This is a genomic window from Brevundimonas sp. UBA5713 (genome assembly GCF_002419815.1).
GTDB lineage: Bacteria > Pseudomonadota > Alphaproteobacteria > Caulobacterales > Caulobacteraceae > Brevundimonas.
In genome coordinates this window covers 32,695-47,089 of sequence record NZ_DIGV01000049.1, presented here as the reverse complement: position 1 = coordinate 47,089, position 14,395 = coordinate 32,695, and the positions used below count along the sequence as shown (strand labels likewise).

11 protein-coding genes are annotated in these 14,395 nt (G+C 61.4%); 8 read left to right on the top strand and 3 right to left on the bottom strand.

Features of this window, described 5'->3' with window-relative positions; all coding sequences use genetic code 11:
* The first annotated feature begins 103 nt into the window (after nt 1-103).
* Entirely contained in the window at nt 104-1,453 is a 1,350-nt protein-coding gene (gene glmM, locus B3B04_RS12250) for a phosphoglucosamine mutase (protein WP_292043301.1), read from the top strand.
* Nucleotides 1,454-1,490: 37 nt separating this feature from the next.
* On the opposite strand, the gene B3B04_RS12245 is transcribed toward glmM, so the two are convergent.
* Nucleotides 1,491-2,798, bottom strand: coding sequence for an FAD/NAD(P)-binding protein (locus B3B04_RS12245; RefSeq protein ID WP_292043300.1), 1,308 nt, complete (start codon nt 2,796-2,798; stop codon nt 1,491-1,493).
* 12 nt (nt 2,799-2,810) lie between these two features.
* Nucleotides 2,811-4,310, bottom strand: coding sequence for a phosphomannomutase/phosphoglucomutase (locus tag B3B04_RS12240; protein WP_292043299.1), 1,500 nt, complete (start codon nt 4,308-4,310; stop codon nt 2,811-2,813).
* Nucleotides 4,311-4,508: 198 nt separating this feature from the next.
* Here B3B04_RS12240 and gpmA point away from each other — a divergent pair, with 198 nt between their 5' ends.
* From gpmA to B3B04_RS12225, 3 genes are read left to right on the top strand one after another with little or no spacing between them, the layout of a single operon-like run.
* Nucleotides 4,509-5,222 carry a 2,3-diphosphoglycerate-dependent phosphoglycerate mutase gene (gene gpmA, locus B3B04_RS12235; protein WP_292043298.1) on the top strand — a complete coding sequence of 238 codons (714 nt, stop codon included), beginning with the start codon at nt 4,509-4,511 and terminating at the stop codon, nt 5,220-5,222.
* A 14-nt stretch (nt 5,223-5,236) separates the two neighbouring features.
* Nucleotides 5,237-5,872, top strand: coding sequence for a bifunctional diaminohydroxyphosphoribosylaminopyrimidine deaminase/5-amino-6-(5-phosphoribosylamino)uracil reductase RibD (gene ribD, locus B3B04_RS12230; protein WP_292043297.1), 636 nt, complete (start codon nt 5,237-5,239; stop codon nt 5,870-5,872).
* A gap of 52 nt (nt 5,873-5,924) precedes the next feature.
* Complete coding sequence (locus B3B04_RS12225; protein ID WP_292043296.1) at nt 5,925-7,205, top strand: pentapeptide repeat-containing protein; 1,281 nt, start codon at nt 5,925-5,927, stop codon at nt 7,203-7,205.
* 78 nt (nt 7,206-7,283) lie between these two features.
* Here B3B04_RS12225 and B3B04_RS12220 read toward each other — a convergent pair whose 3' ends face one another.
* Nucleotides 7,284-7,757, bottom strand: coding sequence for an Hsp20 family protein (locus tag B3B04_RS12220; RefSeq protein ID WP_292043295.1), 474 nt, complete (start codon nt 7,755-7,757; stop codon nt 7,284-7,286).
* A gap of 226 nt (nt 7,758-7,983) precedes the next feature.
* On the opposite strand from B3B04_RS12220, the gene B3B04_RS12215 reads away from it, so the two are divergent.
* From B3B04_RS12215 to B3B04_RS12200, 4 genes are all read left to right on the top strand, one after another.
* Nucleotides 7,984-8,823 carry a class I SAM-dependent methyltransferase gene (locus B3B04_RS12215; RefSeq protein WP_292043293.1) on the top strand — a complete coding sequence of 280 codons (840 nt, stop codon included), beginning with the start codon at nt 7,984-7,986 and terminating at the stop codon, nt 8,821-8,823.
* A gap of 105 nt (nt 8,824-8,928) precedes the next feature.
* Nucleotides 8,929-9,846: a class I SAM-dependent methyltransferase gene (locus tag B3B04_RS12210; protein ID WP_292043291.1), complete on the top strand. Its 918-nt coding sequence runs from the start codon at nt 8,929-8,931 to the stop codon at nt 9,844-9,846.
* Nucleotides 9,843-10,832, top strand: a complete 990-nt coding sequence (locus B3B04_RS12205) for an alpha/beta fold hydrolase (RefSeq protein ID WP_292043290.1) — start codon at nt 9,843-9,845, stop codon at nt 10,830-10,832. Before B3B04_RS12210 ends, B3B04_RS12205 begins: the two co-directional genes overlap by 4 nt.
* Before the next feature lie 235 nt (nt 10,833-11,067).
* A complete protein-coding gene (locus B3B04_RS12200) occupies nt 11,068-14,370 on the top strand; it encodes an autotransporter domain-containing protein (RefSeq protein ID WP_292043288.1) in 3,303 nt (1,100 codons plus the stop codon).
* The last annotated feature ends 25 nt before the right edge of the window (nt 14,371-14,395 follow it).

The window sequence follows — 14,395 nt, the reverse complement described above, 5'->3', positions numbered from 1 at the left end:
CTCTTCTCGCCGTATAGCTTCCATCTAGGCATTGTGTGGGCGTACGGCATCAAAAAATGGGTTTCGGAAGGTTTCGAAATCCCGATAGTTCGAGGACACGCCTTTGGGCGAAAGAAAATATTTCGGCACTGACGGCATTCGTGGACGCGCCAACAGCCACCCGATGACAGCCGAGGTGGCCCTGCGTGTCGGTCTGGCCGCAGGACGTCTGTTCCGTACCAGCGATGACCGTCGCCATCTGGTGGTGATCGGCAAGGATACCCGACTGTCCGGCTATATGCTCGAGCCTGCCTTGGTGGCGGGTCTCGCCTCGGTCGGCATGGACGTGCGCACCTTTGGTCCGCTGCCGACGCCGGGTGTCGCCATGATGACCCGTTCCATGCGTGCGGATCTCGGCATCATGATTTCGGCCTCGCACAACGACTATGCCGACAACGGAATCAAGCTGTTCGGCCCTGACGGCTATAAGCTGTCGGACGAGATCGAGATGAAGATCGAGGCCATGATGGACGAGGCCCTTGGCGAGGATCTGGCACAATCCGATAAGCTCGGTCGCGTCAAACGTATCGACGACGCTCCGCCGCGCTATATCGAAATCGCCAAACAGGCCTTCCCGAAACGCTTAAGCCTCAAGGGTCTGCGTATCGCGATCGATTGCGCCAATGGTGCAGGTTACCGCGTGGCACCAACCACCCTGTATGAACTGGGTGCCGAGGTCTTCTCGGTGGGCGTTGAGCCGAATGGTCTGAACATCAACGCCGACTGCGGTTCGACTCATCCGCAGACTGTGTCGGATGCGGTGAAACGCTATCGTTGCGACATCGGTATTGCGCTGGACGGAGATGCCGACCGCGTCATCATCTGTGACGAAAAGGGTCAGGTCGTTGACGGCGACCAGATCATGGCACTGATCGGTCTGGACTGGGCCAAGCGCGGTAGTCTGAACGGCAATGGCGTGGTCGCAACAGTCATGTCCAATCTGGGCTTGGAGCGCCGCCTGCAAGCCGAAGGGCTGAAGCTGGAGCGTACCAAGGTAGGCGACCGATATGTGATGGAGCGTATGCGCGAGGGCGGCTTCAACATCGGCGGCGAGCAGTCGGGCCACATTATTTTGAAGGACCACGCTACCACGGGTGACGGCTTGATGGCGGCTCTGCAGGTGCTGGCGGTCTTGGTCGAAAAGGGCGTGCCCATGAGCGAACTGGCCCGCCAGTTCGAACCGGTGCCGCAACTGTTGAAAAACGTTCGCTATAGCTCCGAAGCACCGTTGGAGACCGATAACGTCAAGGCGGTGATGGCCAAGGCTGAAGCCGACCTGAACGGTTCGGGCCGACTGCTGGTGCGTAAATCGGGCACAGAGAAACTGATCCGCGTCATGGCCGAGGGCGATGACGAGGCTCTGGTCAAACGCGTCGTCGACGACGTGGCCGAGGCGGTCGCCAAGTCGAGCTGAGTTCAAAAGGCGGCTCCGTGCGGGGCCGCCTTTTCCTCTATTGGCTCAGCCGGTCCGCCAGGTCTTCGATACGCACACGCAGATCGGGCACAGCGATAGTTTCCCAGAAAGCCCCGCGCGCTGGCGGTCCCAGTACGTGGATAACCGGATCGGTTTGGCCGGTATCCGATAGGGCCTGACCGGTTTGTGAAACCCGCAAGCCCAGTCCCAGACTATCGACAGACAGACGCCCCGTTACGACCAGCGGGGCTGTCAGAGCATCGCGCGCGGGATCGTGCCCAGGGCCGGTACAATCAATCATCCAGTGGGCCTGATGGGAATAGAGGCCCGACTGTCCGCGCGGCTGATAGGTGATGGACAGCTGCGTGTCCTGATCTTCGACTGACCGGATACGTCCTGCTTTCAGTCTCAGGCGATCGGCGGCGACCAAAGCATCCAGTTCGGCGGCGATTTCGGGAGCAATCCGGTGGCGATGCACATCCCACCACGGGCGCAGGTGGCGCAGGAAACGTCCGCGCTCCTCCTCGCTAGCCTCCAGCCAAAGCTCTGCCGTGCGCGAGCGAAACGCATCCATGATGTCTCGCCAGTCCACTGTGCGGGCCAGTCGGCGAACGGCGCGAAGGCGGCGCGACAGAGGACCAGACAGGGATTCGGGCGACAGGGTCGCCGGAGCATGGCGACCATAGATATGGGCTCTGGGGGCCAGCCCGCGACGAGAGAGGGCCACGGCCTTTCCCTGCCATCCTGCCGCGCTCAGCGACAGCAGAACGTCCACCATGGTCAGGCCTGTGCCAAGGATGAGGATATCGTCATGGACCCCGACCTGCTCCAGCGCGCCGCCTGCCCACGGGTCCGAGATGCGACGTGGACTGTCATGGGGTGCAGGCTGACGCGGTGGTGGATTGCCGCTGGCCAGCACGATGGCGGCTCCCTCAAGCGGTTGTCCGTCGTCGAGGGTGACGGTGGCCCCGTCGATCTTTACCGCCTTGGCGTTGATCCAGCGGATGAGGCCATGGTGGTGCGCCTGAACCTGTGCCAGCCGGTCCTCCACATAGGCTCCGTAAAGGCGGCGCGGAGCAAAGCCCTCGGGGTCGGCCTGTTCGGGGTGGTGCACGGCCAGCCATTTAGCAAAGTGGGCGGGATCGTCAGCCAAGGCCCCCATATTGCCGGTACGCACATTCAGGCAATGCGCAGGCTCGGTGGTCGTATAGGCGACACCCAGAGCGCGGTGGGGACCTTTTTCGATGACCACGCTGGCCTTGCCCTTTTCTGCCAACCGCGCCGCCAGCATGGAGCCGGAGAAGCCGCCGCCGATAATCAGGACAGGAAGGTCAGCCGTGGTCATCAAAGGGTCCGATCAGATTTCCTGATTGAATGCCCCGATTTCAGGATGGTTGGCCAGACGCGGCTTCACCTCCTCACGGAACAGTGCGCGCATGTCGTCTTCAGAGCGCATGCTTTCGACCACCACGACCAGCTCCGGCTTGTTCGAAGAGGCGCGGACCAACACCCAAGAGCCATCTTCCAGATGCACGCGCACGCCGTTGACGGTGATGACCTCGACGATCTTGCGGCCAAGGATTGAACCGCCATTAGCCGCCAGCTCCTCGTATTCTTTCACGATGCGGGTCAGCACATCATACTTCAGCTCGTCATCGCAATGGGGCGACATGGTCAAGCTGGTATAGGCGGGCGGCAGGGCCTGTTTCAGCTCCGACAGTTTCTTGTCGGGGTTGCGGTCCAGCATGGCCAGAACGGCAGCGGCAGCGACAAGGCCATCGTCATAGCCATGGCCCAACTCGCCCGCCATGAAGAAGTGGCCCGACTTTTCAAAGCCCGCCAGAGCGCCGATCTCGGCGGTCTTGCGCTTGATGTAGGAGTGGCCGGTCTTCCAATAGACAGTATTGGCTCCATTGGCCTTCAGCACCTCGTCGGTCTTGTACAGGCCGGTCGATTTCACATCGACCACGAAGGTCGAGTGCGGATAGACCGCCGACAGGTCACGCGCCAGCATCAGGCCGATCTTGTCGGCGAAGATTTCCTCGCCCGTATCATCGACAACGCCGCAGCGGTCGCCGTCACCGTCGAAGCCGAGCGCTAGGTCGGCACCGGTTTCTTTTACCTTGGCCGCCATCTGCACCAGCATGGCGTGGTCTTCGGGGTTCGGGTTATATTTGGGGAAGGTGTAGTCGAGATCGGTATCCATCTCGATCACCTCGACACCCATGCGGCGCAAGGCCTCGGGCGCAAAGGCACCGGCGGTGCCGTTGCCACAGGCGGCCACGACTTTCAGCGGGCGCTTGATCTGCGCCTTGGTGGCGACATCGGCGATGTACTGCTCGGCGAAGTTTTCAACGCGGGTCAGGGTGCCGCCCGCGCGCTCCACGCCCAGACCGTTCAGCACGATCTCTTTCAGGCGGGTCATCTCGTCCGGACCAAAGGTCAGCGGCTTGTTCGCGCCCATCTTTACGCCGGTCCAGCCGTTTTCATTGTGGCTGGCGGTGACCATGGCCACGCACGGGGCATCCAGCGCAAACTGGGCGTAATAGGCGGTCGGCGACAGGGCCAGACCGATATCCAGCACTTCCATCCCGCCTTGCAATAGGCCGATAGTCAGAGCCTGTTTGACCGACAGAGAATAGCTGCGGAAATCGTGACCGATGACGATCTTCGGCGCGATGCCCTGTTCATGCACATAGGTCGCCAGACCCAAACCCAGTGCCTGAATACCCAGCAGGTTGATTTCTTTTTCCAGAATCCAGCGCGCATCGTATTCGCGGAATCCGGTGGGCTTCACCAGAGCTTGGGTCTCATAGGTCGCCGTATTCGGCTTGAGGTCCTGTCGCGGTTTCAACATCTCGGGTCCGTCGTTGACTTTTAGGGGAAGCAGCACGCGCGCGCGCCATGGGTCGGCTGTCTTAGACCATTGGCGACCATGGTCATGCAACCGCTTGTCACATCCGTCGTAAAGCGAACCTTTGTGACCAACGGCGAATACAGCCTTGACCCGAAGGGTGACGCTGCATAGCCATGCCTTTGAATAACGGAGTGCTCAATGTCTCGTCTGATCCTGCTTCGCCATGGCCAAAGCCAGTGGAACCTTGAAAACCGCTTCACCGGCTGGGTTGATGTCAACCTGACCGAAGAAGGCGAAGCACAGGCCCGCAAGGGCGGCGAACTGATTGCCGAGGCCGGTTTCAAGCCGTCGGTCATGTTTACCTCGGTGCTGACTCGCGCCATGCGCACGGGCGCGATCGCGCTGGAGACCGCAGGCTATAACGATGTCGAGACCATCGCCGACTGGCGTCTCAACGAGCGCCATTATGGGGGGCTGACCGGCCTCGACAAGGCCGAAACCGCTGCCAAGCACGGTGACGATCAGGTCAAGATCTGGCGCCGATCCTATGATGTGCCGCCGCCGCCGCTGGCCGCCGACAGCGAATACAGCTTCGCCAATGACGAACGCTATGTCGGCAAGGCTATTCCGGACACCGAAAGCCTGAAAACCACGCTGGACCGCGTGCAGCCGTACTGGGACGCCGAAATCGCTCCGCGCCTCAAGGCTGGCGAGAATGTCCTCATCGCGGCGCACGGCAACTCGCTGCGTGCCATCGTCAAGCTTCTGTTTGGCCTGTCGAACGAAGAGATCATCGATGTGGAAATCCCGACCAGCAACCCGCTGGACATCGAGTTGGACGCTGATTTGAAGCCGGTGTCGGCGCGTTACCTCGATGCGGGCCGCGCCAAGCCGCTCCCTTCCATCGCCTAGGACCTCGCCTGATCATGACCACTGCCGGAACCGCACAGGACGCCCAATTCATGCGCCGCGCCATTGAGTTGGCGAAGCAAAACATGGGGCGCACCTGGCCGAATCCGGCAGTGGGCTGTGTCATCGTCAAGGATGGCGAGATAGTTGCCGAGGCGGCCACTGCTCCGGGCGGTCGTCCCCATGCCGAGGAACAAGCCGTTCCTGCGGCGGGCGAAACTGCCAAGGGCGCAACCGCCTATGTGACGCTGGAGCCGTGCGGGGCACGCTCTTCGGGGCGCAAGTCCTGCGCTCATTTCCTGACCGAGGCGGGTATCACCAAGGTGGTTATCGCTGCCTTTGATCCCTCGCCCTTTGCTTCGGGCCGAGGGGTAGAGCGCCTTCAGTCCGAAGGGCTGGACGTGGTCGCCGGTGTGCTGGAAGACGACGCTGCTGTCCTGTCCGAAGGCTTCCTCCACCGCCTTGAAACGGGGCGGCCCATGGTGCGCATCAGCGCCGACGGGCAGGGTTTTGATGCCCGATTTGCCGCCTCTCCGCGCGCCGATCTGGCCGGCGAACTGGCTCGCCTTGGCGAGGCGGGCTACACCCGCGTCTGGACTGCCGAGGGAGAGCTGGCTGAAGCCCTTCGCGCACAAGGCCTGCTGACCGAATAGACGAACCTTAAAGCAAAGGTTCCTTAATCGGCATCGTGCGATCATTAACCCTATGAACGATACGGTGTCTTCGACCCGAAAAAAGCTGAGTCAGGCCGAAGCCGACGCTATCTGCCTGCGCCACGACCGGCTGTGGCAGGCCCGCCCCGGTGGGGCGCGGGCTGTTTTTGCATGGATGGATCTGAGCGGGCTTGACCTGCGTGGGCGCAATCTGGCCGACGCCGACTTTACGGCAGCCTGTCTGATCGGCACTCGCCTGAACGGGGCCAAGCTGGACAATGCCACGTTTTTCGGGGCCGACATGCAGGATGTCGACCTGACCGACGCCAGCCTGCGCCGCAGCGATCTGCGCGGGGCCTGTTTGCGCGGTGCCGACCTGTCGGGGGCCGACATGTTCGAGGCCGATCTGCGCGAAGGCACGATTGCCGCTTCCGATGCCAAATTGGGTTTTCGCGTCATCGAGGCGCAGAAACGCTCGGATACCCAGGCCCAGGGGGCCAATCTGTCCGGCGCCAATCTCCAGCGCTCGCGCCTGACCGGCATCGTCGCCATCGCCGCCGACTTTACCGACGCAGTCATGAGGGACTGCAAACTGGTTCGCGCCAATCTGAAGCAGGCCACGTTCAAGGGCGCGGATCTGGCCGGTGCCGACCTGTCGGGGGCCGATCTTTCGGGAGCCGACCTCACCGACGCCGTACTGGTGGGTGTGACGGCCACCATGTGGCGGACCGACGGAGCCAATATGGACGGGGCCCTGACCGATACATCGTCCGCTGGTGAACCTGTCGATGCCCTGCCCGCCGCGGACATGCTGCGCGTCCACGCCCTATGGTGCGAAACGGGCGGTCGCGAGGGGCAACCCTCCGTGTTCGATGGCGTAGACTTGCGGCCGCTGGATTCAATCGCAGGCCTGAACCTGACCGCCCTCTCGGCTAAACGGGCCATCTTCTATGGCCTCGACATGGAAGGCGTACAGATGCAGGGAGCCCAGTTGGAAGGGGCCGACCTGCGTGCCGCCAATCTGCGGCGCGCCGATCTGCGCGGGGCACGTCTGGCGAGGGCGCGTCTGAATGGTTCGGATTTGCGCGAGGCCCAGTTAGGGCCTTTGTTGCTGGCCGCCGACCGTCTGCTGCCTGCGGACCTGACGGGGGCAAACCTACGCGGTGCCGATCTGTCAGGGGCCGATTTGAAACGCGCCGGATTGAACGATGCCGACCTTAGCCGGACCACCTTGCACGGGGCCCAACTGCGCGGTGCCGATCTGACCGGTACCAAGCTGGAAAGCCTGAGGGGCCTATCGGCGGCGCAGGTTCACGCCATGGCTCAAGGCTAATGCAAAAGAAAAGGCGGTCCTCCCGAAGGAAGGCCGCCAGTCTTTTACGCGGGGGAGAAAGAGGAGGGACGGCGCGCCTTAAGCGGCCTTCTTGCTCTCGACCGTCTTGGCTTCGATCAGCGACGAACCGTCAGCGATCTCGATGCGGCGGGGCTTCAGGGCCTCGGGCAGTTCGCGTTGCAGTTCGATGCTGAGCAGACCGTTGTTCAGGGCTGCGCCCTTCACGACCACATAGTCGGCCAGTTGGAAGCGGCGCTCGAAATCGCGTTCGGCCAGACCGCGATGCAGGAAGGTGCGCTCGACGGTTTCGTCTTGCGGAGCCTTCTTGCCGGTGACGGTCAGCAGGTTTTCCTTGGCCTCGATGATCAGTTCATCGGGGCTGAAACCGGCGACAGCGACTTCGATGCGATAGGCGTCTTCACCCAGAGCTTCGATATTGTAGGGGGGCCAACCGGTTTCCTGGCTGTTGCGGGCAGCCGACTCGATTTGGCGGGCCAGACGGTCAAAACCGACGGCGGTGCGCATCAGCGGGGTGAAATCATAAGTACGCATCTGCAATCCTCCTGATGGATCAGCAAGGTTGAGCCAGCCGGCGATTTGCCCCGGCTAGCGGTGGGTGTCAGCGCCTGCGGTCCGTGCTCGGCCCCGCGGGAACTGGAAGGCCCGACAGCGGCGCCTTCACGAATGAGTTAGGAAGCCGTTTTTCGCGCGCAAGAGGTCGAAATGCGGTTTTCTGCGCCTTGCTGTCAGCGCAAAGCGGCTTAACAATCGTCACTGAATGAAAACGTCACTCACGGAGCCGGTTGTGCGATCCATCCTTTTAGGTGCCTGCGCCCTCACCCTTACCGTGACCGCTCCTGCGGTGGTTTCGGCTCAAACGCCGCCTACGAGTTTTCCGGCCAATCTGCCCCAGCGGCAGGGCCTGCAAATGGAGATGCCGCAGTATTCCGAAGATACAGTTCTGCAGTCAGTGCTGGCGGCAGAAACCCGCCCGGCCGCCGACAAGGCGCGCGACGCCCATCGCCATCCGCTTGAGACACTGACCTTCTGGGGCCTGCAACCGGGGCTGACGGTGGTCGAGATCGAGCCGGGTCGCGCAGGCTGGTGGCGCAATATCCTCGAGCCTTATGCCGCACAGACAGGCGGCACCTATGTACCGGTGAACCGCCCGCTGGAAGGCATGGGCGTGGACGACAACACCGCCGACATGGTCGTGGTGGCGCGCGCCTTTCACAACTGGCACCGTGCCGGTGTGGTGGATGGCTATCTGCAAGCCTTCTTCAAGGCGTTGAAGCCGGGCGGTGTGCTGGCCATCGAACAGCATCGCAGCCTCGATGGCGTAAACGTCGCCGATGTGGTGGCGACCGGCTATGTGCCGGAAAGCTGGGTGATCCATCAGGCCCGCCAGGCGGGCTTTGAGTTGGTTGGCCGCAGCGAAATCAACGCCAATGCGAAGGATACAAAAAACCATCCGTTCGGCGTCTGGAGCCTGCCGCCGGTTCGCCGTAGCGGACAGGACGGGCGCACCCTGAGTGCAGACGAACGCGCCGCTCTGGACGCCATCGGCGAGAGCGACCGAATGACGCTATTGTTGCGGAAACCCGCCACCGCACAGTGATCGGGCAATGGGCTTCGACCTCTGGGGTTTTGACGCCTCGGCAGAAGCGTTCTAGTCGGGAGCCCGAACTATGGTGATTACGAGTTTTCTGGGCGGAGAGACGCGATGATCGAGTGGACGTCACGGCGCCTGTTTCTAGGCGGGGCCGCAGCCTGTGCACTGATTGGCACGTCAGCCTGTGGTCGCAAAAAAGAAGCCGAGCCGGCACCAGAGGCGCTGGATGCGCCTGAGGAACCGGTGTCGACCGCACCCGAAGGGTCGCTGGAATGGGCGGTCGAGGGACCGTGGCGTAGCGCCGCCGACAAGGCTCGCGACCAGTACCGCCATCCGATGGAAACCCTGCGCTTCTTCGGCTTGCAGCCGACGATGAAGGTGGTGGACTTCTGGCCCGGTGGTGGATGGTACACCGACATCATCGCCCCCTATCTGAACAAGGGGCGCGGCAAGATGGTGTGCGCCGGCTTTGCCGAGGGCGAGGGGGCAGACCCCGCGCAGGTGGCCGTCAATAACGCACTGAAGGCTCGCCTTGAATCTGACCGCAAACTGTATGGCACGGTCGAGTTTACCCATTTCGGAGCCACGACGGGATCGGTGGTTGAAGTTCCCGGTACGGCCGATCTGGTACTGTTCATGCGCTATATTCACGTTTGGATGGCGGCGGGCCTTGCCGAAAAGGCGTTCGACGATGCCTTTGCGGCCTTGCGTCCCGGCGGTATTCTGGGCGTTGAACAGCACCGTCTGGGGCCGGACGAAGATCAGGATCCGGCAGCGGCCAATGGCTATGTGCAAGAAGCCTTTGTGCGCCAGCTGGCCGAGGAGGCAGGGTTCGTCTTTGTCGAATCCTCCGAGATCAACGCCAATCCGGCAGACACGAAAGATCACCCGTTCGGAGTGGATACCCTGCCGCCGACCCGTCGCTCTTCTGCACCGGGTGAGCCGCCGAACCTCGATTTTGACCATTCCAAATATGACGAGATCGGCGAGTCCGACCGCATGACCCTCAAATTCAGGAAGCCCGAGTGACCCGCCAAGCTGGTTTTGCCGCCCAAGCGCCGTTGATGGGGGTCCCCGGTGCCACGCCTCCGCCCGGAGGTCAGGCCGACTGGTTTCGCGGAGCAGGCGGATTGCGTTTGCGCGCGGCCTTCTGGACGCCGTCGGTGCTTCAGGCCCAAACCCCGCGCGGCACCGTCATCATCAGTCCCGGTCGCACCGAGCCGATCGAGAAATACTATGAGCTGATCGGCAATCTGTTGGCGCGCGGCTTCTGCGTGCTGGCGCATGACTGGCGCGGGCAGGGGCTGTCGGCGCGCTTATTGCCGGATCGCCTGCGCGGCCATGCCCGTGCTGTCGAAGAGTTTCTGGACGACTATTCACGCCTGCTGGATGCCTATGAACAGCAGGCCCCCAAGCCGTGGATCATGATCGGCCACTCCATGGGCGGGGTGCTAAATCTTCTGTCGCTGCAATCGGGTGACGAGCGTCTGGCGGGTGCTCTGCTGAGCAGTCCCATGCTGCGCATCAAGACCGGGAAGCGGTCGATGTGGTCGGTGAAGCTGGCGGTGCGCTGGGCCCTGCGTAACGGCAAGGGTGGTGACTATGTGCTGGATGAGGCCGAAGATCCGTTCGACACCACTTTCGAGGATGACGCGCTGACGTCCGACCGCGCCCGTTACGACCTTTGGCAGCAGCAGTTGTTTGCCTGTCCGCACCTGGCTATCGGTGCGCCCACTTGGGGCTGGCTGGGTTTTGGGCTGGACGCGGGCGAGCGGGCCTTGAAGCCGAGGGCGCTCAAATCGGTGAAGGTGCCTGTCTGTGTGGTGCAGGCCTGCGACGACGTACTGGTATGGAAGCACACCGCGCGCTGGGCCGCCCGCCGTTTGGGGCGCGGTCGTTATGTCGAGATCGATGGTGCCAAGCACGAAATCATCATGGAACGCGACGAGCTCCGGAATGTATTCCTGAAGGAGTTCGATGAAATGGCCGACTATTTGGCACCGGCCAAAAAGTGAACTATAAGTGCCGAAACAATATTCTAAATATTGGCGATTTACGCTTCCAAAATAGAATATAATTCTAACTTAGCTATATAGATCGCGATTTCATCATAATATAAATGCAAAAGATCCATAAATAACCACGGCTCAGCTTGCCTTATTTTTGATTTAATACCCTCACTACGCGAACGCGCTTTGTCGTGTTCAACTCTTTGGAGGGTAAGCTTTGTTTCACTACAAGAAGCTTCTGATGTCGGCGGTGGCCAGCACTGTATTGCTGGCGGCGGGCAGTGTGGCCGCCCAGGACGTGCCAGCCGAGCTGCCATATGTGATGGCGGATGGCACCCGTACCTCGGACTATGAGGCGGCTATTCAATCGTGGCGCGAAGATGCGCAGTTCGCCGTCGACTATTCCAAAGGTTATCTTGGTCTGGAACACGCCTATGCGCGCGGCCTGAGCGGCAAGGGTGTCACTGTAGGCGTTAACGATAGTGGTGTGTACTGGGACCATCCCTTGTTTCAGGGACGCAACAACGGGTTGGATACGGAGACCAGTGACGCCCTGGGAAACTTTGGGTCAATCTCCAGCGAGGAACCATGGCACAACCATGGGACGCACGTAGCGGGCACCGCTGTCGGGCGGCGCCTCGCAGACCAGCCCATGTTCGGCAATGCCTATAACGCTGATATATACTCGTCCACCATCCATTTTCTTGGACAGAACTATGCGTTCTTGGAGGCGTTATTCAAAGGCGAGCCCATCGCTGGCAGCGTGGACAATCTGGTCAAGATTGCAGAAGGACAACACGCGCGGATTATCAACAATAGTTGGGGCGTTCCGATCAGAAGCTCCGACTTTCCCAACTTGAGATATGACGCATCTCTCGAAGACATGGAGGCGCGATTTGCAGGCGTTGTGCCGACCATTACGAGGCAAAACTGGCAAGCCGTCGTCGATTCAGACGCCATTGTCGTGTTCTCGGCGGGTAACGAAGGACAGCTCCACGCGACCCAGTGGGGGATGACCCCGCATTTTGTACCCGAAGTGAAATCGAACTTCCTGACTGTCGCAAACTACGATGCGCAGGACATACAAAATGGTAGCAATCTCTGCGGACACGCCGCGACGTGGTGCCTGGCGGGTCCGGGCACGGATATCGTATCAAGCATAACCGACTACGATTTCGATAATGCCCAATGGGCGGCTGATTTTCCCTATCAGACTCTCGTTACCTATCCGGCATTTATGGCGGGGTATCGTCAGAGCACAGCCCTCGGCCTGGCGACCCAAATCTATGCGTTCTTTGAGGACTTTGCGGTCGCCAAGGCGGATGCAGAGGCAAATGGCGTCGAGTTTGATGCAGAGGCCGAAGCCAACCGCATTGGCCGGGAAATGTCCGAGTTCATGTCGGTGTTTTACGCATTCTATTTAGACCCGGGCTCGATGATCGGCGTAGAAGTCGATTTCATCTACGAGATGGGGGTGGGTGCTCTGGAGTTCATGGAGCAAGCTGACGCTGCGGCGATCATCGAAGCCTACCGCGCTCAGTTCCTGCCGACCTATCGGCAGTACATGAGCGAGGTTAGGCCCGGTTATGCGGCTTTCAGTGGCACCTCTATGGCAGCGCCGAACATCTCGGGGTTTACCGCTCTACTGATCGAACAGTTCCCGGAATATGGGTCAGGCCTCATCACCGACATTCTGCTTTCCAGCGGTCGCGATATCGAAGAAGAAGGTGTCGATATCCGTGCGGGATGGGGCGTGCCGCAAATGGGCGACGCTCTGAACGGCCCCAGCGCGCTGCGGGCTGTGCGCGAAGTGGCCGTGGCCGGTGGTACAAAGGATGTCTGGTCCAATGATATTACCGACGCGATTGATCACTATTCGGCCATCGTCCGCGAACGTAATCCGGACGACATCGGTGGGCTGACCAAGGTCGGCGGCGGCGAGTTGCAGCTGACCGGATCGCTCTCCTACACCGGACCGACACGTGTCGAAGGAGGCTTGCTGACGGTTGACGGGGAGATCACTCGTTCTGTGTCGACCGTGGCAGCGAACGGTATCATCGGCGGCACCGGTTCGCTGGCATCCCTGGTGGCCGACGCGGGTGGTGTTGTCGCGCCGGGTAACAGCGACAATCCCTTTGGCACCCTGACGGTCACGGGTGACGCTGAGTTCTTGCCGGGGTCCTATCTCTGGGTCCGCTCCGGCGTGAACGGCACCCCGCATTCCAAGCTGGCGGTTCAAGGGGCGACCACGCTGGAAGGTGGCAGTGTCATCCTCAAGGCTGACCAAGGCGTATGGAACCTGCGCGTCAAGGACATGGAGATACTGACTTCGGCCGGTGGCGTGACGGGCCAGTTCGAAGGCGCGACCAGCGATCTGGCCTTCCTGACGCCGTCGCTTAGATACACAGACGATGCTGTCTATATGACGCTGCTGCGCAATGACGTCAGTATCGCCTCGGCTGGCGAAAACGCCAACCAGCGCGCCGTGGGCACAGCGCTCGACGCCATGACGGCGGCGAACAGCAGCGGCAACCTGGCCCTTGAGGATGCCATTCTGGACGGCAGCTTTGAGGCCGTAAGCCGGGCACTCTATAGCCTGACCGGCGAGGTTCACGCCTCACTGGGCGCTGTGGCGACGGCAGATACGCAGTTGATCCGCGATGCGATGCTGGATCGTGGTCGCGGGGCACCGGTGGCCGGTCTTTCGACCCCGCTCAATGCCCGCGGCCTGAACTTCTGGGCATCGGGTGTTCATAGCGAGGGACGATTTGACGGCACGACGGAACATGCGCGCTTCCGCAGCGAGGGCAACGGCTTTGCCGTCAGCATCGACAAGACGGTGGAGCGCGGCCACTTCGGTATCGCCTATGGCGAAAACACCTCTGAGCTGGATCGTCACCGTCTGAGCAGCAGCGCCAAGACCCGTTCTCGTCATGTGGGTGTGTATGGCGGTGCGACGCTAGGCGAGTTTGCCCTGCGCGCCGGTGGCTCGTGGTTCGAAACCAACTCTGACACGCGCCGTGGTGTGCAGCTCAACGCCTTCTCCGAACGCCTGACCGGTGACTATGACGGTGATGGCTGGCAGGCCTATGTAGAAGGGGCATGGAGTCGCAACATCGGCTCGACCGCGCTGGAGCCCTATGTGAACTACACGCGCGTCGACTACAGCGCCGATGTGCGAGAGACAGGCGGCGATGCGGCCCTGTCAGGTGACTTCAGCGAAACGGCAGACCTGCTGACGGCCGGTATCCGCAGCCGCACCTTGGTCGCGGGGGGCAATGGCCGTCCGGCATTGACGCTGGTGGGCCATTTGGCGTGGACCGAGAACCTGAACGACGATGGTGCGGTGTACAAAGCCCGCTTCGCCGATGGTCCGGTATTTGATGTCACCGGACAGTCTCTGGCCGGAGACGCCCTGCAAACCTCCGTGTCGGTCAATGTGCAAACCACCGAGCGCACGGCCTTCGATATTGGCTACGCCGGCACTCATTCGTCGGACTACTCCAACAATCGCCTGTTCGGTCGCTTCAGCGTCAAATTCTAGGCGCTGGACACAAGTTGGCCCCCTC

What these genes read in the sequence shown, in the direction of transcription:
- ribD (WP_292043297.1), top strand. Translation starts at nt 5,237, where the DNA reads ATGACCACTGCCGGAACCGCACAGGACGCCCAATTCATGCGCCGCGCC.
- B3B04_RS12200 (WP_292043288.1), top strand. Translation starts at nt 11,068, where the DNA reads ATGTCGGCGGTGGCCAGCACTGTATTGCTGGCGGCGGGCAGTGTGGCC.
- B3B04_RS12245 (WP_292043300.1), bottom strand. Translation starts at nt 2,798, where the DNA reads ATGACCACGGCTGACCTTCCTGTCCTGATTATCGGCGGCGGCTTCTCC.
- B3B04_RS12240 (WP_292043299.1), bottom strand. Translation starts at nt 4,310, where the DNA reads ATGTTGAAACCGCGACAGGACCTCAAGCCGAATACGGCGACCTATGAG.
- B3B04_RS12215 (WP_292043293.1), top strand. Translation starts at nt 7,984, where the DNA reads ATGAAAACGTCACTCACGGAGCCGGTTGTGCGATCCATCCTTTTAGGT.
- gpmA (WP_292043298.1), top strand. Translation starts at nt 4,509, where the DNA reads ATGTCTCGTCTGATCCTGCTTCGCCATGGCCAAAGCCAGTGGAACCTT.
- B3B04_RS12210 (WP_292043291.1), top strand. Translation starts at nt 8,929, where the DNA reads ATGATCGAGTGGACGTCACGGCGCCTGTTTCTAGGCGGGGCCGCAGCC.
- B3B04_RS12225 (WP_292043296.1), top strand. Translation starts at nt 5,925, where the DNA reads ATGAACGATACGGTGTCTTCGACCCGAAAAAAGCTGAGTCAGGCCGAA.
- B3B04_RS12220 (WP_292043295.1), bottom strand. Translation starts at nt 7,757, where the DNA reads ATGCGTACTTATGATTTCACCCCGCTGATGCGCACCGCCGTCGGTTTT.